General features: G+C 68.5%; 14 protein-coding genes. 9 read left to right on the forward strand and 5 right to left on the reverse strand.

The window, feature by feature from the left end:
• Nucleotides 1-53: 53 nt before the first annotated feature.
• The 6 genes from IED13_RS15895 to IED13_RS15920 all read left to right on the forward strand — a co-directional run bounded on the left by IED13_RS15895 (nt 54) and on the right by IED13_RS15920 (nt 7,616).
• A complete protein-coding gene (locus IED13_RS15895) occupies nt 54-2,237 on the forward strand; it encodes a primosomal protein N' (protein ID WP_248312609.1) in 2,184 nt (727 codons plus the stop codon).
• 208 nt (nt 2,238-2,445) lie between these two features.
• A complete protein-coding gene (locus tag IED13_RS15900) occupies nt 2,446-3,015 on the forward strand; it encodes a F0F1 ATP synthase subunit delta (protein ID WP_191124737.1) in 570 nt (189 codons plus the stop codon).
• Nucleotides 3,015-4,547, forward strand: coding sequence for a F0F1 ATP synthase subunit alpha (gene atpA / locus IED13_RS15905; RefSeq protein ID WP_038363155.1), 1,533 nt, complete (start codon nt 3,015-3,017; stop codon nt 4,545-4,547). Before IED13_RS15900 ends, atpA begins: the two co-directional genes overlap by 1 nt.
• Nucleotides 4,548-4,651: 104 nt before the next feature.
• Nucleotides 4,652-5,521 (forward strand): F0F1 ATP synthase subunit gamma, encoded by an 870-nt coding sequence (locus tag IED13_RS15910; protein ID WP_038363156.1) that lies wholly within the window; start codon nt 4,652-4,654, stop codon nt 5,519-5,521.
• A 75-nt stretch (nt 5,522-5,596) separates the two neighbouring features.
• Nucleotides 5,597-7,087, forward strand: a complete 1,491-nt coding sequence (gene atpD, locus IED13_RS15915; protein WP_038363157.1) for a F0F1 ATP synthase subunit beta — start codon at nt 5,597-5,599, stop codon at nt 7,085-7,087.
• Between the two features lie 115 nt (nt 7,088-7,202).
• Nucleotides 7,203-7,616 (forward strand): F0F1 ATP synthase subunit epsilon, encoded by a 414-nt coding sequence (locus IED13_RS15920; protein ID WP_112764375.1) that lies wholly within the window; start codon nt 7,203-7,205, stop codon nt 7,614-7,616.
• Between the two features lie 48 nt (nt 7,617-7,664).
• Here the strand turns inward: IED13_RS15920 and IED13_RS15925 are convergent, their stop codons facing one another.
• From IED13_RS15925 to putA, 3 genes are all read right to left on the reverse strand, one after another.
• A complete protein-coding gene (locus IED13_RS15925) occupies nt 7,665-8,045 on the reverse strand; it encodes a VOC family protein (protein WP_133565478.1) in 381 nt (126 codons plus the stop codon).
• Nucleotides 8,042-8,569 carry an RNA pyrophosphohydrolase gene (locus tag IED13_RS15930; RefSeq protein WP_191124738.1) on the reverse strand — a complete coding sequence of 176 codons (528 nt, stop codon included), beginning with the start codon at nt 8,567-8,569 and terminating at the stop codon, nt 8,042-8,044. Before IED13_RS15930 ends, IED13_RS15925 begins: the two co-directional genes overlap by 4 nt.
• A gap of 109 nt (nt 8,570-8,678) precedes the next feature.
• Nucleotides 8,679-11,768, reverse strand: coding sequence for a bifunctional proline dehydrogenase/L-glutamate gamma-semialdehyde dehydrogenase PutA (putA, locus tag IED13_RS15935; protein ID WP_191124739.1), 3,090 nt, complete (start codon nt 11,766-11,768; stop codon nt 8,679-8,681).
• 122 nt (nt 11,769-11,890) lie between these two features.
• Between putA and IED13_RS15940 the strand changes: the two genes are divergently transcribed.
• The 3 genes from IED13_RS15940 to IED13_RS15950 all read left to right on the forward strand — a co-directional run bounded on the left by IED13_RS15940 (nt 11,891) and on the right by IED13_RS15950 (nt 15,243).
• Nucleotides 11,891-12,349 carry an Lrp/AsnC ligand binding domain-containing protein gene (locus tag IED13_RS15940; RefSeq protein WP_038363168.1) on the forward strand — a complete coding sequence of 153 codons (459 nt, stop codon included), beginning with the start codon at nt 11,891-11,893 and terminating at the stop codon, nt 12,347-12,349.
• Nucleotides 12,350-12,474: 125 nt separating this feature from the next.
• Entirely contained in the window at nt 12,475-13,524 is a 1,050-nt protein-coding gene (locus IED13_RS15945) for an ABC transporter substrate-binding protein (RefSeq protein WP_191124740.1), read from the forward strand.
• Nucleotides 13,525-13,629: 105 nt separating this feature from the next.
• Nucleotides 13,630-15,243, forward strand: a complete 1,614-nt coding sequence (locus IED13_RS15950; RefSeq protein ID WP_248312619.1) for an AMP-binding protein — start codon at nt 13,630-13,632, stop codon at nt 15,241-15,243.
• Nucleotides 15,244-15,331: 88 nt separating this feature from the next.
• On the opposite strand, the gene IED13_RS15955 is transcribed toward IED13_RS15950, so the two are convergent.
• Together IED13_RS15955 and IED13_RS15960 are read right to left on the reverse strand one after the other, a co-directional pair.
• A complete protein-coding gene (locus IED13_RS15955; protein ID WP_191124741.1) occupies nt 15,332-16,453 on the reverse strand; it encodes a CobW family GTP-binding protein in 1,122 nt (373 codons plus the stop codon).
• A 15-nt stretch (nt 16,454-16,468) separates the two neighbouring features.
• Nucleotides 16,469-17,365: a DMT family transporter gene (locus IED13_RS15960; protein WP_038363173.1), complete on the reverse strand. Its 897-nt coding sequence runs from the start codon at nt 17,363-17,365 to the stop codon at nt 16,469-16,471.
• Nucleotides 17,366-17,374 lie beyond the last annotated feature (9 nt).

The following is a 17,374-nucleotide window of genomic DNA, read 5'->3' on the forward strand; positions in this document are numbered from 1 at the left end:
AGCATGACGCTCCTGCCTTAACAGCAGCCGAATCGGTGCTAGACACTGGCAGGATGGACGAGACGGCGGACATGATCGAAGGCGGCACGGTCGACGTGCTGATCCCGCTCGGGCTCGACCAGGCCTATAGCTATGCCGTGCCGCCGGGGCTCGCGCTTGCGCCCGGCGATGTCGTGCAGGTGCCGCTGGGGCCGCGCGAGACCGTCGGCGTGGTCTGGGCCGTCGGGGCCGGGCGCGGCGGCAACCTCAAGAAGGTCACCGGCAAATACGACATGCCGCCGCTCGACCCGGCGCTGCGCAAGCTCGTCGATTGGGTGGCGTGGTACACGCTCGCGCCGAAGGGCTCGGTGCTGGCGCTGGCGCTGCGCCGGCAGCCGGACGACACGCCCGAGCGACCGAAGCTCGGCGTCAGGCTCGCCGGGCCGCCGCCCGGCCGGATGACGCCGGCCCGCGCTCGTGCCATCGCCGCGGCCGAGGGTGGCCTGCTGATCGCGAAATCGGCGCTGGCCGAGGCGGCCTCGGTCAGCGCTGCCGTGATCGATTCCCTCGTCGATGCCGGCACCTTCATCGTCGAGCCGATGCCGCGCGAAGCCATCGCGGCGCTGCCCGATCCCGACCATGCCGTCCCGGAATTGTCGGAGGGGCAGGGCGAGGTGGCACAGGCGCTGGTGGCTGCCGTGCAGGCGAGGGCGTTCAGCGTCGCGCTGCTCGAAGGCGTCACCGGCTCGGGCAAGACCGAGGTCTATTTCGAGGCGGTGGCGGAGGCGATCCGGCAGGGCCGGCAGAGCCTGATCCTGATGCCGGAGATCGCGCTGACCGCGCAGTTCATCGACCGCTTCGAGGCCCGCTTCGGGGTCAGGCCGGGGCTCTGGCATTCGGCGGTGACCGGCCGCAGGCGCGAGCGGCTGCAGGCCGCGATCGCGAGCGGCGAGGCGAAGGTGGTGGCCGGCGCCCGCTCGGCGCTGTTCCTGCCCTACAAGGATCTCGGCCTCGTCGTCGTCGATGAGGAGCATGAATCCGCCTACAAGCAGGAGGATGGGGTCTCCTACCATGCCCGCGACATGGCGGTGGTGCGCGGGCGCATCGAGAACGCGCCGGTCGTGCTGGCTTCCGCGACGCCCTCGCTGGAAACCCGCGTCAATGCCGAGCGCGGCCGCTACACGCATCTCAAGCTGCCGGAGCGTTTCGGCGGGCGCGAATTACCGACGCTCGGCCTCGTCGATCTGCGACGGGACAAGCCGGAGCGCGGGCGCTGGCTCTCCGGCGCGCTGGTCAAGGCGATCGAGACCAATATCGAGGCCAAGGAGCAGTCGCTGCTCTTCCTCAACCGGCGCGGCTATGCGCCGCTGACGCTCTGTCGCGATTGCGGTCACCGCTTCCAGTGCCCGAACTGCACGGCCTGGCTGGTCGATCATCGGTTCCGGCGGGCGCTGGTCTGCCATCATTGCGGCCATGTCGAGCGCCGGCCGCAGGAATGCCCGGCCTGCCACAAGCCCGAGAGCCTGATGGCCTGCGGGCCGGGCGTCGAGCGGCTGGCCGAGGAGGTCGCGACGCTTTTTCCACAGGCACGCTCGATCGTGCTCTCCAGCGATTTTCCCGGAGGGACGGAACGCCTGAAGACGGAGCTGATGGCGGTGGCCGAGGGTGAGTTCGACATCGTCATCGGCACGCAGCTCGTCGCCAAGGGCCATAATTTCCCCGGCATGACGCTGGTCGGCGTCGTCGATGCCGATCTCGGCCTGACCTCGGGCGACCCGCGCGCGGCCGAGCGGACCTTTCAGGCGCTGCGGCAGGTCACGGGCCGCGCAGGACGGGGCGAGAAACCCGGCCGCGCCTTGCTTCAGACGCATGACCCGGAGCATCCCGTGCTCAAGGCGCTGGTCTCGGGCGACCCGGAGCGGTTTTATGCCGCAGAGGAGGCGTCGCGGGAGGCTGCGGGGCTGCCGCCCTTCGGCCGGCTGGCGGCACTGATCGTCTCCGCGAACGGTCAGGCCGAGGCCGAAAGCCATGCCCGCGCGCTGGCGCGCTGCGCCGAGGCCGGCGACGGAATCGCGGTGCTGGGGCCGGCGGAAGCGCCTCTGGCGGTGCTGCGCGGGCGCCATCGCATGCGTCTGATCGTCAGGACGACCCGCGAGGTCAACCTGCAGGACTATCTGCGCGCCTGGCTGAAGCGCGGGCCCAAACCCAAGGGGTCGGTCCGGGTCGCGGTCGATGTCGATCCGCAGAGCTTCCTGTAAAATTGCTGAAAGCCGTGGCCCAATCGCCACTTCCATGGTCGAACTAGCGATTGCGTGCCCCGGAACCACATGCTAGTGCACCGCCACATTTTGGTCGCGAAGCCGTGTCGCTGGCTTTGCGCCTGTGATACTCGCAGCGTCGGGACGATGCACTCCACCTTCCCAGGAAGGTCGCCGGTGCAAGCCCTTGAAACGAGAGACGGGAAGCGTGGCAGAAGGCGGATCGCAGGGGACACTGGTGTCGGGCGTAGCGCAGCGCTATGCCACCGCTTTGTTCGAGCTGGCTGAGGAGACGGGCGCGATCGACACCGTCGCCGCCGCTCTGGACGCCTTCAACGGCCTGCTCTCCGAGAGCGCCGATCTCGCCCGCCTGATCGAGAGCCCGGCCTTCACCGCCGAGGAGCAGGTCGCGGCGATCAAGGCCGTGCTCGAGAAGGCCGGCATCACCGGCATCGCCGCCAATTTCATCGGGCTGGTCGCCAGCAAGCGCCGCCTCTTCGCGCTGCCGGGCATGATCGCCGGCTACAAGCGCCTGGTCGCCGAGGCCAAGGGCATCGTCTCCGCCGAGGTGACGGTCGCCGAGCAGCCCACCGCCAAACGCGTCGACGAGATCCGCGCGGCGCTGAAGGGCGTCGCCGGCAAGGATGTCGACGTCTCGATCAAGGTCGATCCGGCGCTGATCGGCGGGCTCGTCGTCAAGATGGGCTCCCGCATGGTCGACGCCTCGCTGAAAACCAAGCTCAATTCAATTCGTCTTGCCATGAAAGAGGTCGGCTGATGGACATCCGCCCCGCTGAAATCTCCGCCATCCTGAAGGCTCAGATCTCGAATTTCGGCTCGGAAGCTTCGGTGACCGAAGTCGGCCAGGTTCTCTCCGTCGGTGACGGCATCGCCCGCGTCTATGGCCTCGACAAGGTTCAGGCCGGCGAGATGGTCGAGTTCGAGTCCGGCGTGCGCGGCATGGCGCTCAACCTCGAGAGCGACAATGTCGGCGTCGTGATCTTCGGTTCCGACCGCGAGATCAAGGAAGGCCAGACCGTCAAGCGCACCGGCGCCATCGTCGACGTTCCCGTCGGCAAGGAGCTGCTCGGCCGCGTCGTCGACGCGCTCGGCAACCCGATCGACGGCAAGGGCCCGATCAAGGCCAAGGAGCGTCGCCGTGTCGACGTCAAGGCGCCCGGCATCATCCCGCGCAAGTCGGTGCATGAGCCGATGGCGACCGGCCTCAAGGCGGTCGATGCCCTGATCCCGATCGGCCGCGGCCAGCGCGAACTCATCATCGGCGACCGCCAGACCGGCAAGACCGCGATCGCGCTCGACACGATTCTGAACCAGCGTCCGCTGAACGTCGAAGGCGCCCCCGAGAGCCAGAAGCTCTACTGCGTCTACGTCGCCGTCGGCCAGAAGCGCTCGACCGTCGCCCAGCTCGTGAAGGTGCTCGAGGAGCGTGGCGCGATGGAGTACTCCATCGTCGTGGCCGCCACCGCCTCGGACCCGGCCCCGATGCAGTTCCTGGCGCCCTTCGCCGGCTGCTCGATGGGCGAGTTCTTCCGCGACAACGGCATGCACGCCGTCATCATCTATGACGACCTCTCCAAGCAGGCCGTCGCCTACCGCCAGATGTCGCTGCTGCTGCGTCGCCCGCCGGGCCGCGAAGCCTATCCGGGCGACGTGTTCTATCTCCACTCCCGCCTGCTCGAGCGCGCGGCGAAGATGGGCGAGGCCGCCGGCCTCGGCTCGCTGACGGCGCTGCCGGTCATCGAGACCCAGGCGAACGACGTCTCCGCCTACATCCCGACCAACGTGATCTCGATCACCGACGGCCAGATCTTCCTGGAGACGGACCTGTTCTACCAGGGCATCCGCCCGGCCGTGAACGTCGGCCTCTCGGTGTCGCGCGTCGGCTCCTCGGCGCAGACCAAGGCCACCAAGAAGGTCGCCGGCAAGATCAAGGGTGAGCTCGCCCAGTACCGCGAGATGGCCGCCTTCGCCCAGTTCGGCTCGGACCTCGACGCGGTGACGCAGCGCCTGCTCAACCGCGGCGCCCGCCTGACCGAGCTGCTGAAGCAGCCGCAGTTCTCGCCGCTGAAGATGGAAGAGCAGGTCGTCGTGATCTATGCCGGCGTGAACGGCTATCTCGACGCGATGCCGGTCAACAAGGTCCGCTCCTTCGAGGACGGGCTGCTGGCGCTGGTCCGCGGCAAGCATGCCGACCTCCTCGCCGAGATCGGCACGAGCAAGGATCTGTCGGACGCCAACGCCGCCAAGCTCAAGGACATCGTCGCGGGCTTCGCGAAGTCCTTCGCCTGATCATCACCTTCGGTGCGGCGGAGCCAGGAGCTTCGCCGCACCGCTTCTCTGAAATGCTTCGTTGCCGCGCTTTCCGTGGCTGACGGGTAGGGGATCAAGATCGGATGCCGTCCCTCAAGGACCTACGCAACCGCATCGCCTCGGTGAAGGCGACGCAGAAAATCACCAAGGCCATGCAGATGGTCGCGGCTGCGAAGCTGCGCCGGGCGCAGATGGCTGCCGAGGCCGCGCGCCCCTATGCCGAGCGCATGGAGACGGTGCTGTCGAACCTCGCTTCCGGCGTGTCCGGTTCGAGCGCGCCGCGCCTGATCGCCGGCACGGGCTCGGACAAGGTGCATCTGCTGCTGGTGCTGACCGCCGAGCGCGGCCTGTGCGGCGCCTTCAACTCCTCGATCGCGCGACTGGCGCGTGACAAGGCGAATGCGCTCAAGGCCGAAGGCAAGACGGTCAAGATCATCTGCGTCGGCAAGAAGGGCTACGACATCCTGCGGCGCCAGTTCGCCGACGAGATCATCGAGTTCATCGACCTGCGCGAGTTCAAGCAGGTCGGCTACGTCAATGCCGAGGCGATCGCCCAGAACCTGCTCGCCCGCTTCGCCGCCGGCGAGTTCGACGTCGCGACGCTGTTCTTCTCGAAGTTCAAGTCGGTGATCGCCCAGATCCCGACAGCGCAGCGCATCATCCCGGCCGAGATTCCGGAAGGGACGAAGCAGACCGACGCCGTCTACGACTACGAGCCGGACGAAGGCGAGATTCTCGAGGCGCTGCTGCCGCGCAATCTGACCGTTCAGATCCTGCGCGGGCTGCTCGAGAACGCCGCCTCCGAGCAGGGCGCGCGCATGTCCGCGATGGATTCCGCCACGCGCAACGCCGGCGAGATGATCAAGAAGCAGACGCAGCTCTACAACCGCTCGCGCCAGGCGATGATCACGAAGGAACTGATCGAGATCATCTCCGGCGCGGAAGCGCTCTAACCGCCCAGCCTTCCGCCGGCGGCGCTTTCCGCCGGCAGCCGAAACATCCGAATGCGCTAGTCCCGAGGTTCCACCATGGCCAAAGCCGCTACCAAGACCACCAAGACGAAGTCCGCTGACGACAAGCCCGCCAACACCGGCACCGGCCGCGTTGCCCAGGTCATCGGCGCCGTCGTCGACGTGCAGTTCGACGGCGCCCTGCCGGAGATCCTGAACGCGCTCGAGACCGACAACCTCGGCAACCGCCTCGTCCTCGAGGTCGCCCAGCATCTCGGCGAGAACACGGTTCGCACCATCGCGATGGACTCGACCGAAGGTCTGGTTCGCGGCCAGTCGGTCACCGACACCGGCGCCCCGATCGCCGTGCCGGTCGGCGAGGAGTGCCTCGGCCGCATCATGAACGTCATCGGCGAGCCGGTCGACGAAGCCGGCCCGATCCTGACCACTGCCACCCGCGGCATCCATCAGCCGGCTCCGGCCTATTCGGAGCAGTCGACCGAGGCGCAGATCCTCGTCACCGGCATCAAGGTCGTCGACCTGCTGGCTCCCTACGCCAAGGGCGGCAAGATCGGCCTGTTCGGCGGCGCCGGCGTCGGCAAGACCGTGCTGATCATGGAGTTGATCAACAACGTCGCGAAGGCCCATGGCGGCTACTCAGTGTTCGCCGGCGTCGGCGAGCGCACCCGCGAGGGTAACGACCTTTATCACGAGATGATCGAGTCCAACGTCAACAAGGACCCGAAGGAGAACGGTGGCTCGACCGCTGGCTCCAAATGCGCCCTCGTTTACGGCCAGATGAACGAGCCCCCGGGCGCCCGCATGCGCGTCGCTCTCGCCGGCCTGACCGTCGCCGAGGACTTCCGCGACAAGGGCCAGGACGTGCTCTTCTTCGTCGACAACATCTTCCGCTTCACGCAGGCGGGTTCGGAAGTGTCGGCGCTGCTCGGCCGCATCCCTTCGGCGGTGGGCTATCAGCCGACGCTCGCTACCGACATGGGCAACCTGCAGGAGCGCATCACCACCACGACCAAGGGCTCGATCACCTCGGTGCAGGCGATCTACGTGCCGGCGGACGACCTGACCGACCCGGCGCCGGCCACCTCCTTCGCCCACCTCGATGCCACGACCGTGCTCTCGCGCTCGATCGCGGAAAAGGGCATCTATCCGGCGGTCGACCCGCTCGACTCGACCTCGCGCATGCTCTCGGCCGACATCGTCGGTGAGGAGCACTATGGCGTCGCCCGCCAGGTGCAGCAGGTGCTCCAGCGCTACAAGGCGCTGCAGGACATCATCGCGATCCTGGGCATGGACGAGCTCTCGGAAGACGACAAGATGACCGTGGCGCGCGCCCGCAAGATCGAGCGCTTCCTGTCGCAGCCCTTCCACGTCGCGGAAGTCTTCACCGGTTCGCCGGGCAAGCTCGTCTCGCTCGAGGACACGATCAAGGGCTTCAAGGGCCTGGTCGAGGGCAAGTACGATCACCTGCCGGAGGCGGCCTTCTACATGGTCGGCTCGATCGAGGAAGCCGTCGAGAAGGCGCAGCGCCTGGCCGCCGAGGCGGCGTAAGGCATTCCGCACGCGTCATCCCCGGGCTTGCCCCGGGGATCTCATGACCAGAACACGCTGGTTTCCGAGATGACCGGGTCAAGCCCGGTCATGACGAACCGGGGAGAATGAAACGATGGCCACCTTCAAGTTCGAACTCGTCTCGCCGGAGCGCATCCTGTTCTCGGGCGATGTCGTCAGCGTCATCGTTCCTTCGGTCGAGGGCGAAATGACCGTGCTGGCCGGCCATGCGCCGCTGGTTGCCGTGATCAAGGCCGGCATCGTCTTCGTCCAGACGACGGAGAGCAACGGCAAGGAGTTCTTCGTCAATGGCGGCCTCGTCGAGGTCAACCAGGCCTCGACGACGATCCTGGCCGAGCAGGGCCGCTTCATCGAGGACGTCGACACCGCCGTTCTCGACGCCGAGATCCTGACTGCCGAGACCCGCCTCTCCGGCTCGCACAACGATGACGAGAAGAAGCGCCTGCACGACACGCTGGTGCAGCTGCGCGAGTTCAAGCACGTCTTCGAGCAGCGCAAGGCGGCCTGAGCCCAGCCCCCATATCCGGAACAGAAAAGGCCGCGCGAGCGGCCTTTTTCATGCGTAGCTGATGAATTCGAGCAGCGAACCGTCCGGGTCGCGGAAATAGACGCTGGTGCCGCGACCGCCACGGCCGAAGCGCTGGACAGGCCCGAGCTCGATCGCGACCTCCTGCCGTTCGAGATGGGCGATCGCTTCCGCGATCGGTCCCGGCCAGGCGAAGCAGAGATCGCTGCCGCCGGGCGGGACGGGCAGCCTCGCGACGGGCGTGGGCTGCAGCCCGGGACCGTGGCAATTGAGCTGGGTGCGGCCGATGCGATAGACGAAGCCGTCGCCGTTCGGCACGATCTCGGCGCCGATCACGTCGCGATAGAAGGCATTCGAGCGCTCCCAGTCGGAGACGTGGATGACGCAGTGGTCGAGTTCGACGAGGCTCATCTCGCTTCTCCCCGGGAAACCATGGGCACGGCGAAGGCGGCGAAAGCGGCGGCCACACGTTCATAGACCGCTCGCTTGAACGGCACGACGAGCTCCGGCATTTCCGCGAGCGGGCGCCAGCGCCAGGCGCCGAACTCCGGCGGCTCGTCGCCGTTGGGCTTGCCGATGTCGATCTCGCGCTCGTCGCCCGTGAAGCGGAAGGCGACCCAGCGCTGGCGCTGGCCGCGAAAGGCCGCCAGCTTGTGCGGCGGCCCGTCATAGGGTGGGAAGTCGTAGCTCCACCACTCCTCCGTCGCCGCCAAGAGTTCCGCGCCGGCGATGCCGGTTTCCTCCGCCAGCTCGCGCCGGGCGGCCGCGATGATCTCCTCGTCGGGGTCGATGCCGCCTTGCGGCATCTGCCAGTCCCGGCCGGGCAGGATGATCTCGGGGCCGGCGCTGTGGGCCTTCCCGGTGAAGACCAGCCCTTCGGCGTTGAACAGGGCGATGCCGACATTGGGGCGGTAGGGGAGGGCTGCGTCCGTCATTCGCCTTGGCTCGTCATGGTCGGGCTTGACCCGGCCATCTCGGAAACCAGTGTTCTCGGCATGAGATGCCCGGGTCAAGCCCGAGCATGACGGCGCGGGAAGCGTCCGCTCACTCCCCCATCGCGATCAGGCTGGCATTGCCGCCGGCGGCGGCCGTGTTGATCGTCACGGTCTGCTCGGTGGCGAAGCGCACCAGATAATGCGGACCGCCGGCCTTGGGGCCGGTGCCGGACAGGCCATGGCCGCCGAAGGGCTGCACGCCGACGACCGCGCCGATGATGTTGCGGTTGACGTAGATATTGCCGGCAGAGAGCCGCTCGACGACGCGCTCGACCGTCGTCTCGATGCGCGAGTGGACGCCCAGCGTCAGGCCGTAGCCGGTCGCGTCGATCTCGGCGATGACCTTGTCGAGCTCGCCCGCCTTCCAGCGCACGACATGCAGGATCGGGCCGAAATGCTCGGCGGTGAGGTCGCCGACCCGGTCGAGCCTGACGATATGCGGCGCGACATAGGTGCCGCCGAGCTCGGGCACCTGCCCGGCCCAGGCGACGCGACCCTGCTGGCGCATCGCCGCGAGATGGGCATCGAGGCGCTGCCTGGCGGCGGCGTCGATGACCGGGCCGATATGGATGTCGAGCTTGCGGGGATCGCCGAGCTTCAGCTCCTTCGTCGCGCCTTCGATCATCTCGATCATCTTGTCGGCGACGTCGTCCTGCACCACCAGCAGGCGCAGCGCCGAGCAGCGCTGCCCGGCCGAACGGAAGGCTGACATCACCACGTCGTCGCTGACCTGTTCGGGCAGGGCGGTGGCGTCGACGATCATGGCGTTGAGGCCGCCGGTCTCGGCGATCAGCGGTACGATCGGGCCGTCCTTGGCGGCGAGCGTCCGGTTGATCCCGCGCGCGGTCGCGGTCGAGCCGGTGAAGGCGACGCCGGCCACGTCCTTGTGCGCGACCAGGGCCGAGCCGGCCTCCGTGCCGCCCGGCACGAGATGCAGCGCGCTGACGGGCACGCCGGCCTCGTGCAGCATCCTGATCGCCACGGCCGCGATCAAGGGCGTCTGCGGGGCGGGTTTGGCGACGACGCTGTTGCCGGCGACGAGCGCGGCCACGACCTGGCCGGCGAAGATCGCGAGCGGGAAGTTCCAGGGCGCGATGCAGACGAAGGCGCCGCGCCCGCGCAGAACGAGCCGGTTTTCCTCGCCGGTCGGGCCGGGAAGCGCGGTCGGCGTGGCGAAATGCTCCTCGGCCTGCGCCGCATAGTAGCGGCAGAAATCGACGGCCTCGCGCACCTCGGAAATGGCGTCGTCGATGGTTTTGCCGGCTTCGCCTTGCAGCAGCGCGATCAGGAGCCCGCGTCGGGCCTCCATGATGTCGGCGGCCTTGCGCAGCGCCGCGGCGCGGATGCGGGCCGGCGTCTCGTTCCAGGCACGGAAGCCCTTCACTGCCGCGGCCATGGCGCGCTCGGCGGTCGCGGCATCGGCCTCGATCACCTTGCCGATCGGCTTGCCGTCGATGGGCGAGCGCACCTCGCGGGCCGTGCCGGGCTGCGGCTTGCCGTCGATGATCGGCGCGGCATCGGGGAATTGGCCGGCCGCCGCGATCTCCTTCAGCAGACCGTCGAGGCTTTCCTCATGGCCGAGCTCGGTGCCGGCCGAGTTCTTGCGCGAGGGGCCGTAGAGATCGGCCGGGAGCGGGATGCGGCGGTGGCGAGCGGCGCTGGCCGAGCCGATGATCTCGGCCGGCGCCAGCAGGAGCTGCGAGACCGGAACCTCGGGGTCGCCGGAGGCGCTGACGAAGGAGGAGTTGGCGCCGTTCTCGAGCAGGCGGCGGACGAGATAGGCGAGCAGGTCCTGATGGCCGCCGACCGGCGCATAGGTCCGGCAGGCATAGCCTTCGTTCTCGCGCAGCAGCTTCTCGTAGAGCGCCTCGCCCATGCCGTGCAGGCGCTGGAACTCGAAACCCTCGGCATTCCCCGCCATCTCGGCCACGGTCGCGACGGTGAGCGCGTTATGGGTGGCGAATTGCGGGATGATGCGCGGCCTAAGCTTCAGGAGCTGGGCCGCGCAGGCTTCGTAATTCAGGTCCGTCATCGCCTTGCGGGTGAAGACGGGATAGTCGGGCAGGCCGCGCTCCTGGGCGCGCTTGAGCTCGGTGTCCCAATAGGCGCCCTTGACCAGCCGCACCATCATGCGCCGGCTATGGGTTTCGGCGAGGCGGCCGATATGGTCGATCACCGCCGAGGCGCGCTTCTGATAGGCCTGGATGGCGAGGCCGAAGCCGTCCCAGCCGTCGAGCGAGGCATCGGCGAAGACGGCGTCGATCACGTCGAGGGAGAGTTCGAGCCGGTCGGCCTCCTCGGCATCGACGGTGAAGTTGAGGTCGTAGCCCTTGGCCTGGCGGGCGAGCGCGACGACCTTCGGCACGAGCTCCGACAGCACGCGCTCATGGTTCGTCGCGTCATAGCGCGGATGCAGCGCCGAGAGCTTGACCGAGATGCCGGGGCGGTTGGGCAGCCTGTCGTTGCCGGCGGAGCGGCCGATGGCGTCGATCGCGGCGGTGTAGGAGGCGAAATAGCGGTCGGCGTCGGCTTGCGTGCGTGCGCCTTCGCCCAGCATGTCGAAGGAATAGCGATAAAGCTTGCCGGTGCCGGAGCGGGCGCGCTTCAGCGCCTCCTCGATGGTCTGGCCGAGGACGAAATGATTGCCCATGACGCGCATCGCCTGGCGCGTCGCGGTGCGAACCGTCGGCACGCCCAGGCGCTTGGCGAGGCTGCTGACGATGCCCGTCGGCGTTTCGCCGGGCTGGATGACGCGCGCGGTGATGCCGAGCGCCCAGGCCGAGGCCGAGACCAGGAAGGCGTCCGATTTCGCTTCGTGATGGGCGAAATCGCCCTGGCCGAGCTTGTCTTCGATCAGCCGGTCGGCGGTCGCGGCGTCAGGCACGCGCAGCAGCGCTTCGGCCAGCACCATCAGCGCGAGGCCCTCCTTGGTCGAGAGCGAATATTCGCGCAGCAATTCCTCGATGCCGCCCAGGCCTACCTTGCGGCTGCGGATCGCCTCGATCAGCCCGGTGGCGCGGGCGTCGATCCGGGCCTTGGCTGCCGGGTCGCGGCGGGCGCCTGCGAGCAGCCGGCCGGCCATGGCGCCGTCATCCTCGGCATAAGGCGCGCGGAAAGGCGGGACGGTCGAGATGGCCATAAGGGGCTCCGAAGGCGGGCTGGAATATCTGAAGGATGATGAGAGATCGGCCGCATATCAATTGGCATTTCAGGCAAGTTTGCCTTATGAAGCTCCATAGAAGACGAATTTTACAGAGATTTATCATGCTGGACCGGACGGACCGCCGCATCCTCTCGCTTCTGCAGGGCGATGGCCGGATCGCCGGCGTCGAACTCGCCGAAAAGGTCGGGCTTTCTCCCACGGCGACGGGCGAGCGGCTGAAACGCCTGACGCGGGACGGTTTCATCACCGGCTACCGCGCGACGCTCGACCCGACGCGGCTCGGCCTGAACCTGCTCGTCTTCGTCGAGGTCTATCTCGACAAGACGACGCCCGATGCCTTCGAGCGCTTCGCCGCGGCGGTGAAGCGGGCGCCGGAAGTGCTGGAATGCCATATGGTGGCGGGCGGTTTCGATTATCTCGTGAAGACGCGCGTGGCCGATATGAACGCCTATCGCCGCTTCCTCGGGGAGGTGCTGCTCGCCCTGCCGGCGGTGCGCGAGACGCGCACCTATGCCGTGATGGAAGAGGTCAAGACCGATGGCGCGCTGCCATTGTGACCGCCCGACGCAATCGCGTGACGATGTTGACGTGATTTCAACGTGTTGTGATCTCAAACTGCTCCGGTAGGCGATCGACGGCCGGCCGTGCCGGATGTTCCGGCCAGAATGCTTCCGAGGTTCCCATGGCGCCCCTGCCGCCCCGTGCTTCCGTTCTGCTCTCGCGCCGCGCTTTCGTGGCGGGAGCTGCCGCCTGCGGCTTCGGGGCGAGACCGGCTTCGGCCGAGACGGTGACGCCGATCCGGATGCTGCTGAGCTGGCGCCTCGAAGGGCTCGCGGGGCTGTTCCTCGCCGCGCAGGAGAAGGGCTATTTCCGTGCGGAAGGGCTCGATGTCAGCTTCGAGGCGGGGAGTGGGGCGCGGCAAACCCCGGCGCGCGTGGTGGCCGGCGAGTTCGATGCCGCCTGCGGCGACGTCAATGCGTTGATGCGCTTCCGGGACGCGAATGCCGGCCAGGATCTCAAGGCGGTGATGATGATCCATGACCGGCCGCCTTTCGCCGTCATCGGCCGCCGCAGCCGAGGCATCTCGGCCGAGCCGGCGAGCCTCGAAGACAAGAAGCTCGGCGCACCGGCGGCGGATGCCGCCTTCGCGCAATGGCCGCTCTTCAAGGTCCTCACCCGGATCGACGACAGCCGGATCCGGCTGGAAAATATCGGCTTCCCCGTCAGGGAGCCGATGCTGGCTTCCGGGGAGGTCGACGCCGCCTTCGGCTTCGGTCCCTATTCCTTCGCCGGCCTGAAGGCGCGCGGGGTGCCGGCGGACGACATCGTCGTGATGACGATGGCCGATCACGGGGTCCTGCTCTACGGCAATGCGATCATGGTTTCGCCCAAGCTCGCGGCCGACAAGCCGGAGGCCGTGCGCGGGCTCCTGCGGGCGCTGGTTCGCGGTGTCCGGGATGTGGCTGCGAATCCCGACCTCGGCGTGCAGGCGATCATGCGTCGCAATGAGAATGCGCAAGCCGAGGTCGAGCGCGAGCGGCTGACGCTGGCGCTCGCGCAGAACGTGCTGACGCCCTCTGTGAAGGAACACGGTCTCGGTGGCATCGACCGGGTGCGCTGGGCGGCGGCGCTGGAGCAGAGCGCGCAGGCCCAGCCCTTCCGCGACAAGGCCCGCGCGGGCGATGCCTTCACCGACGCCTTCCTGCCGGCGAAGGACGAGCGCCTGTTCTGAGCGCCGCGCCTGGCGCAAGGCGGCCTGTCCCATGAGAGGGTGACAGGGCGGGGCGGGCTGCCTATCGTGCCGCGCCTTTTTCCACCGGATCCCGGTTCTTTGCACCTGCCCGACCTGCCTGATTACGCCCAGCTCCGTTCGGCTTTCCGCTGGCGCATCCCCGAGCGCTACAACATCGCCGCCGATGTCTGCGACCGCTGGGCCATGGCCGAGCCGGAGCGGCCGGCGATCATCGAGGTGTCGGGCGACTGGCAGGTCGAGCCGGTCAGCTTCGGCTGGTTCCGGGAATACTCCAACCGGCTCGCCAATGCCTTGCGGGCGCGTGGCGTCGCGCGCGGCGACCGCATCGCGATCCTGCTGCCACAGGGGCGGGCGGTGCTCGCGGCCCATCTCGCGGCCTACAAGCTCGGCGCCATCGCCGTGCCGCTGGCGGCGCTGTTCGGCGTCGATGCGCTGACCTACCGCCTGGCCGATTCCGGCGCGAAGGTCGTCGTCACGAACGCGCCGGGGCTGGCGAAGCTGCGCCGGATCGAGGAGCCCTTGCCCGGCCTCGCGCTGGTCATCTCGACCGATGGCCGCGACGGCGAGGCCGAGGATTGGGAGGCGCTGCTGGCCGGGGCGAGCCCGGATTTCTCGCCGGTCGACACCACACCCGACGATCCGGCGCTGATGATCTACACCTCCGGCACCACCGGCAATCCGAAGGGCGCGCTGCACGGCCACCGCGTGCTGCCGGGCCATTTGCCGGGCGTGCAGATGCCGCATGAGTTCATGCCCCGGCCGGGCGATCTCGCCTGGACGCCGGCCGACTGGGCCTGGGCCGGCGGCCTGCTCAACATGCTGCTGCCGGCGCTGCATTTCGGCGTCGCGGTGGTGGCGCGGCCGGTGACGCGCTTCGAGCCGGACGAAGCCTACCGGCTGATGCAGGATTTGCGGATCCGCAACGCCTTCGTGCCGCCGACGGCGCTGAGGATGCTGCGCGGCGCCGGCAGCCCGCGCGGCCGCTTCACGCTGAACCTCAGAAGTGTCGCCGCCGCCGGCGAGGCGCTGGGCGCCGAGACGCTGGAATGGGGACGCGAGGCGCTCGGCCTCACCATCAACGAGGCCTATGGCCAGACCGAATGCAATCTCGTGCTCGCGTCGAGCGACGCGATCGGCGTCAGCCGGCCGGGCGCGATCGGCAAGGCGGTGCCGGGGCATGAGGTCGCGATCATCCGGCCGGACGGCTCGGTCTGCGCAGCCGGCGAGGAGGGGCAGATCGCGGTCAGGCGCCCCGATCCGGTGATGTTCCTCGGCTACTGGAACAATCCCACCGCCACGGCGGCGAAATTCATCGGCGACTGGATGACGACCGGCGACGAGGGCGTTGAGGACGAGGACGGTTATGTCCGCTTCATCGGCCGCGACGACGACGTCATCACCTCTTCGGGCTATCGCATCGGGCCGGGCGAGATCGAGGATTGCCTGCTGCGGCATCCGGCGGTGGCGCTGGCGGCGGCCGTGGGCAAGCCCGATCCGCTGCGCACGGAGATCGTCAAGGCCTTCGTCGTGCTGAAGCCGGGCCGTACCGGCTCGCCGGCGCTGGTGTCCGAATTGCAGGATTTCGTCAGGGCGCGGCTCTCGGCGCATGAATATCCGCGCGAGATCGCCTTCCGCGAGGAACTGCCGCTGACGACGACCGGCAAGATCATCCGCAGGCTGCTGCGGGCGGAGGGGTAGGCAGGAAGCGGTCCTTATCCTTCAAGACGCGCCTGCGGCGCTCCTCAGGATGAGGGCTCGAACTGTCAAAACACTCTGAGAAGCGCTTTCAAGCCGGTTGAGCGGTGCTCTCGCGGGCCTGCTGGCCGAGGAACGCCGCCCAGAGCCGCTGCACCGTCTCTTCCTCGATGTCCTTGACGATCAGGACGAGGCGGGAGCGCTGGTCGCCGTCCGGCCAGGCATCGAGCCGGATCGGTGGATGCAGGATCTGCTGGACGGCATGGACCAGCAAGGGGCGCTCCGGCTGGTCGGCAAGCCGGACGAGGCCCTTCAACCGGAGCAGGCGCGGCCCGTGGATCGAGCGCAGCAGCGTCCAGAACAGCTCGAAGGTCTGCTGTGCCACCGGCTGCTCGGCCGTCAGCGCGAAGGCCCGGATCGAGGCGTCGTGGCGATTGACGTCGTGCGGGTGCTGATCGTGGTGCTCATGGCCGTGGTGGTGGTCGTGCCCATGGCCATGATCATGGTGATGATGGCCGTGGTCGTGGTGCCCCGGTAGCGCGTCCGCCGCCAGCCAGTGCCGCAGAGCTTCCGGTCGCCTGGCGAGATCGTAAAGGCCGGCGCCGAGCAGCGTCGAGGCCGGAGCATCGGGCGGCAGGATCTCGATGCCGGGATTGAGCGCGGCGAGGCGCGCGCGCAGCGCCGCGACATCCTCGGGCGTGGCGAGGTCGGTCTTGGTCAGGACGAGCCGGTCGGCCGCGACGACCTGCCGGCGCGCCTCCTCATGGGCGTCGAGCGTCGCCATGCCGTTGACCGCATCGACCAGCGTGACGACGCCGTCGAGCCGGAAGCGCAGGGCGAGATAGGGATGGTTGATCAGCACGTTGAGGATCGGCGCGGGGTCGGCGAGGCCGGTCGTCTCGATGACGAGACGGGAGAACGCACCGATGCGGCCGTTGTCGCGGCGGCGCAGCAGGTCTTCCAGCGTGACGATGAGGTCGTCGCGGATGGTGCAGCACAGGCAGCCGGATTCCAGCAGGATCATGTTCTCGGCGACGCCCTCGACCATCAGATGGTCGAGCCCGACCTCGCCGAACTCGTTGACGAGCACGACGGTGTCGGCCAGCGCCGGATCCTTCAGCAGGCGGTTGAGCAGGGTCGTCTTGCCGGCGCCGAGGAAGCCCGTGAGCAGGGTCAGCGGAACGGGGGCGGGGCGGGCTGGATCGCCGGTCATCACACTCTGAAAGCCTCAGGCCGGCACGGGGCGCCGCCTCGATTGTTCTAGTATTACATTAGTGACCAGCGCCGCGATGACAAGGGCGCCGCCGGCATATTGCAGAGACCCCAGCCGCTCGCCGAGGACGACGGCCGCGATCGCGACGGCGATGATCGGCTCGGCGCAGTAGGCGAGGCCGGCGGGGCCCGGCGCGATCCGGGCCAGCGCCAGGATCTGCAGGACGAAGCCGACCAGATAGCCGCCATAGGTCACGGCAAGCGCGATCGGCGCGAGCAGGAAGGCCTGCGGCGGCAGGAAGCCGCCGGTCAGCGCGAGGATCAGCAGCGTTACCGGCAGGATGACGACATGCGACCAGAACAGCTTCGGCATGGTGGCGATCGATGCGCAGCTCGCAGCGGCGAAGAATTGGGCGGCCGCCGCGAGGCTGGCGAGCCCGGCCAGCGCCAGCCCGCGCGGGTCGAGGCCATGCAGGTCCGGCCCCACCACCAGCGCGATCCCGATGAAGGCGACGATCGCCACGACGAGCCTGTCGGCCCGGAACGGCGCCCGGGTCAGGAGCGGCTCGAGCAGAACGATGAGCACCGGATAGGTGTAGAAGATCACCGCCGCGACCGAGACCGGGACGAAGGATACCGACGAGAGATAGGCGGTGCCGACGAGGGCGGTCGCGATGCCGAAGCGCAGCACGGGCAGGCGCTGGCCGCGAAGCAGGCTGAGCGAGGCGCGGGCGAGCAAGGCTGCCGCGCCGACCAGCACGAGCATGATCAGGACGCGGTAGAAGACCAGCAGCGGGCCGCCGAGGCCGGCAGCCCCCGCGATCTGGGCGCTGACGATATTGGTGCCGAAGGCGGCGGCCGACGCGAAGGCGAGCAGCAGCCCCTGGCCTTCGCTGGTGCGCGCCCCGCTCAATCAGGCCCC

The organism is Allobosea spartocytisi (assembly GCF_014764685.1).
Lineage (GTDB): Bacteria > Pseudomonadota > Alphaproteobacteria > Rhizobiales > Beijerinckiaceae > Allobosea > Allobosea spartocytisi.

Coding starts and splice junctions, on each gene's coding strand:
- IED13_RS15895 (WP_248312609.1), top strand. CDS start 54: ATGGACGAGACGGCGGACATGATCGAAGGCGGCACGGTCGACGTGCTG.
- atpA (WP_038363155.1), top strand. CDS start 3,015: ATGGACATCCGCCCCGCTGAAATCTCCGCCATCCTGAAGGCTCAGATC.
- IED13_RS15910 (WP_038363156.1), top strand. CDS start 4,652: ATGCCGTCCCTCAAGGACCTACGCAACCGCATCGCCTCGGTGAAGGCG.
- atpD (WP_038363157.1), top strand. CDS start 5,597: ATGGCCAAAGCCGCTACCAAGACCACCAAGACGAAGTCCGCTGACGAC.
- IED13_RS15920 (WP_112764375.1), top strand. CDS start 7,203: ATGGCCACCTTCAAGTTCGAACTCGTCTCGCCGGAGCGCATCCTGTTC.
- IED13_RS15925 (WP_133565478.1), bottom strand. CDS start 8,045: ATGAGCCTCGTCGAACTCGACCACTGCGTCATCCACGTCTCCGACTGG.
- IED13_RS15930 (WP_191124738.1), bottom strand. CDS start 8,569: ATGACGGACGCAGCCCTCCCCTACCGCCCCAATGTCGGCATCGCCCTG.
- putA (WP_191124739.1), bottom strand. CDS start 11,768: ATGGCCATCTCGACCGTCCCGCCTTTCCGCGCGCCTTATGCCGAGGAT.
- IED13_RS15945 (WP_191124740.1), top strand. CDS start 12,475: ATGGCGCCCCTGCCGCCCCGTGCTTCCGTTCTGCTCTCGCGCCGCGCT.
- IED13_RS15955 (WP_191124741.1), bottom strand. CDS start 16,453: ATGACCGGCGATCCAGCCCGCCCCGCCCCCGTTCCGCTGACCCTGCTC.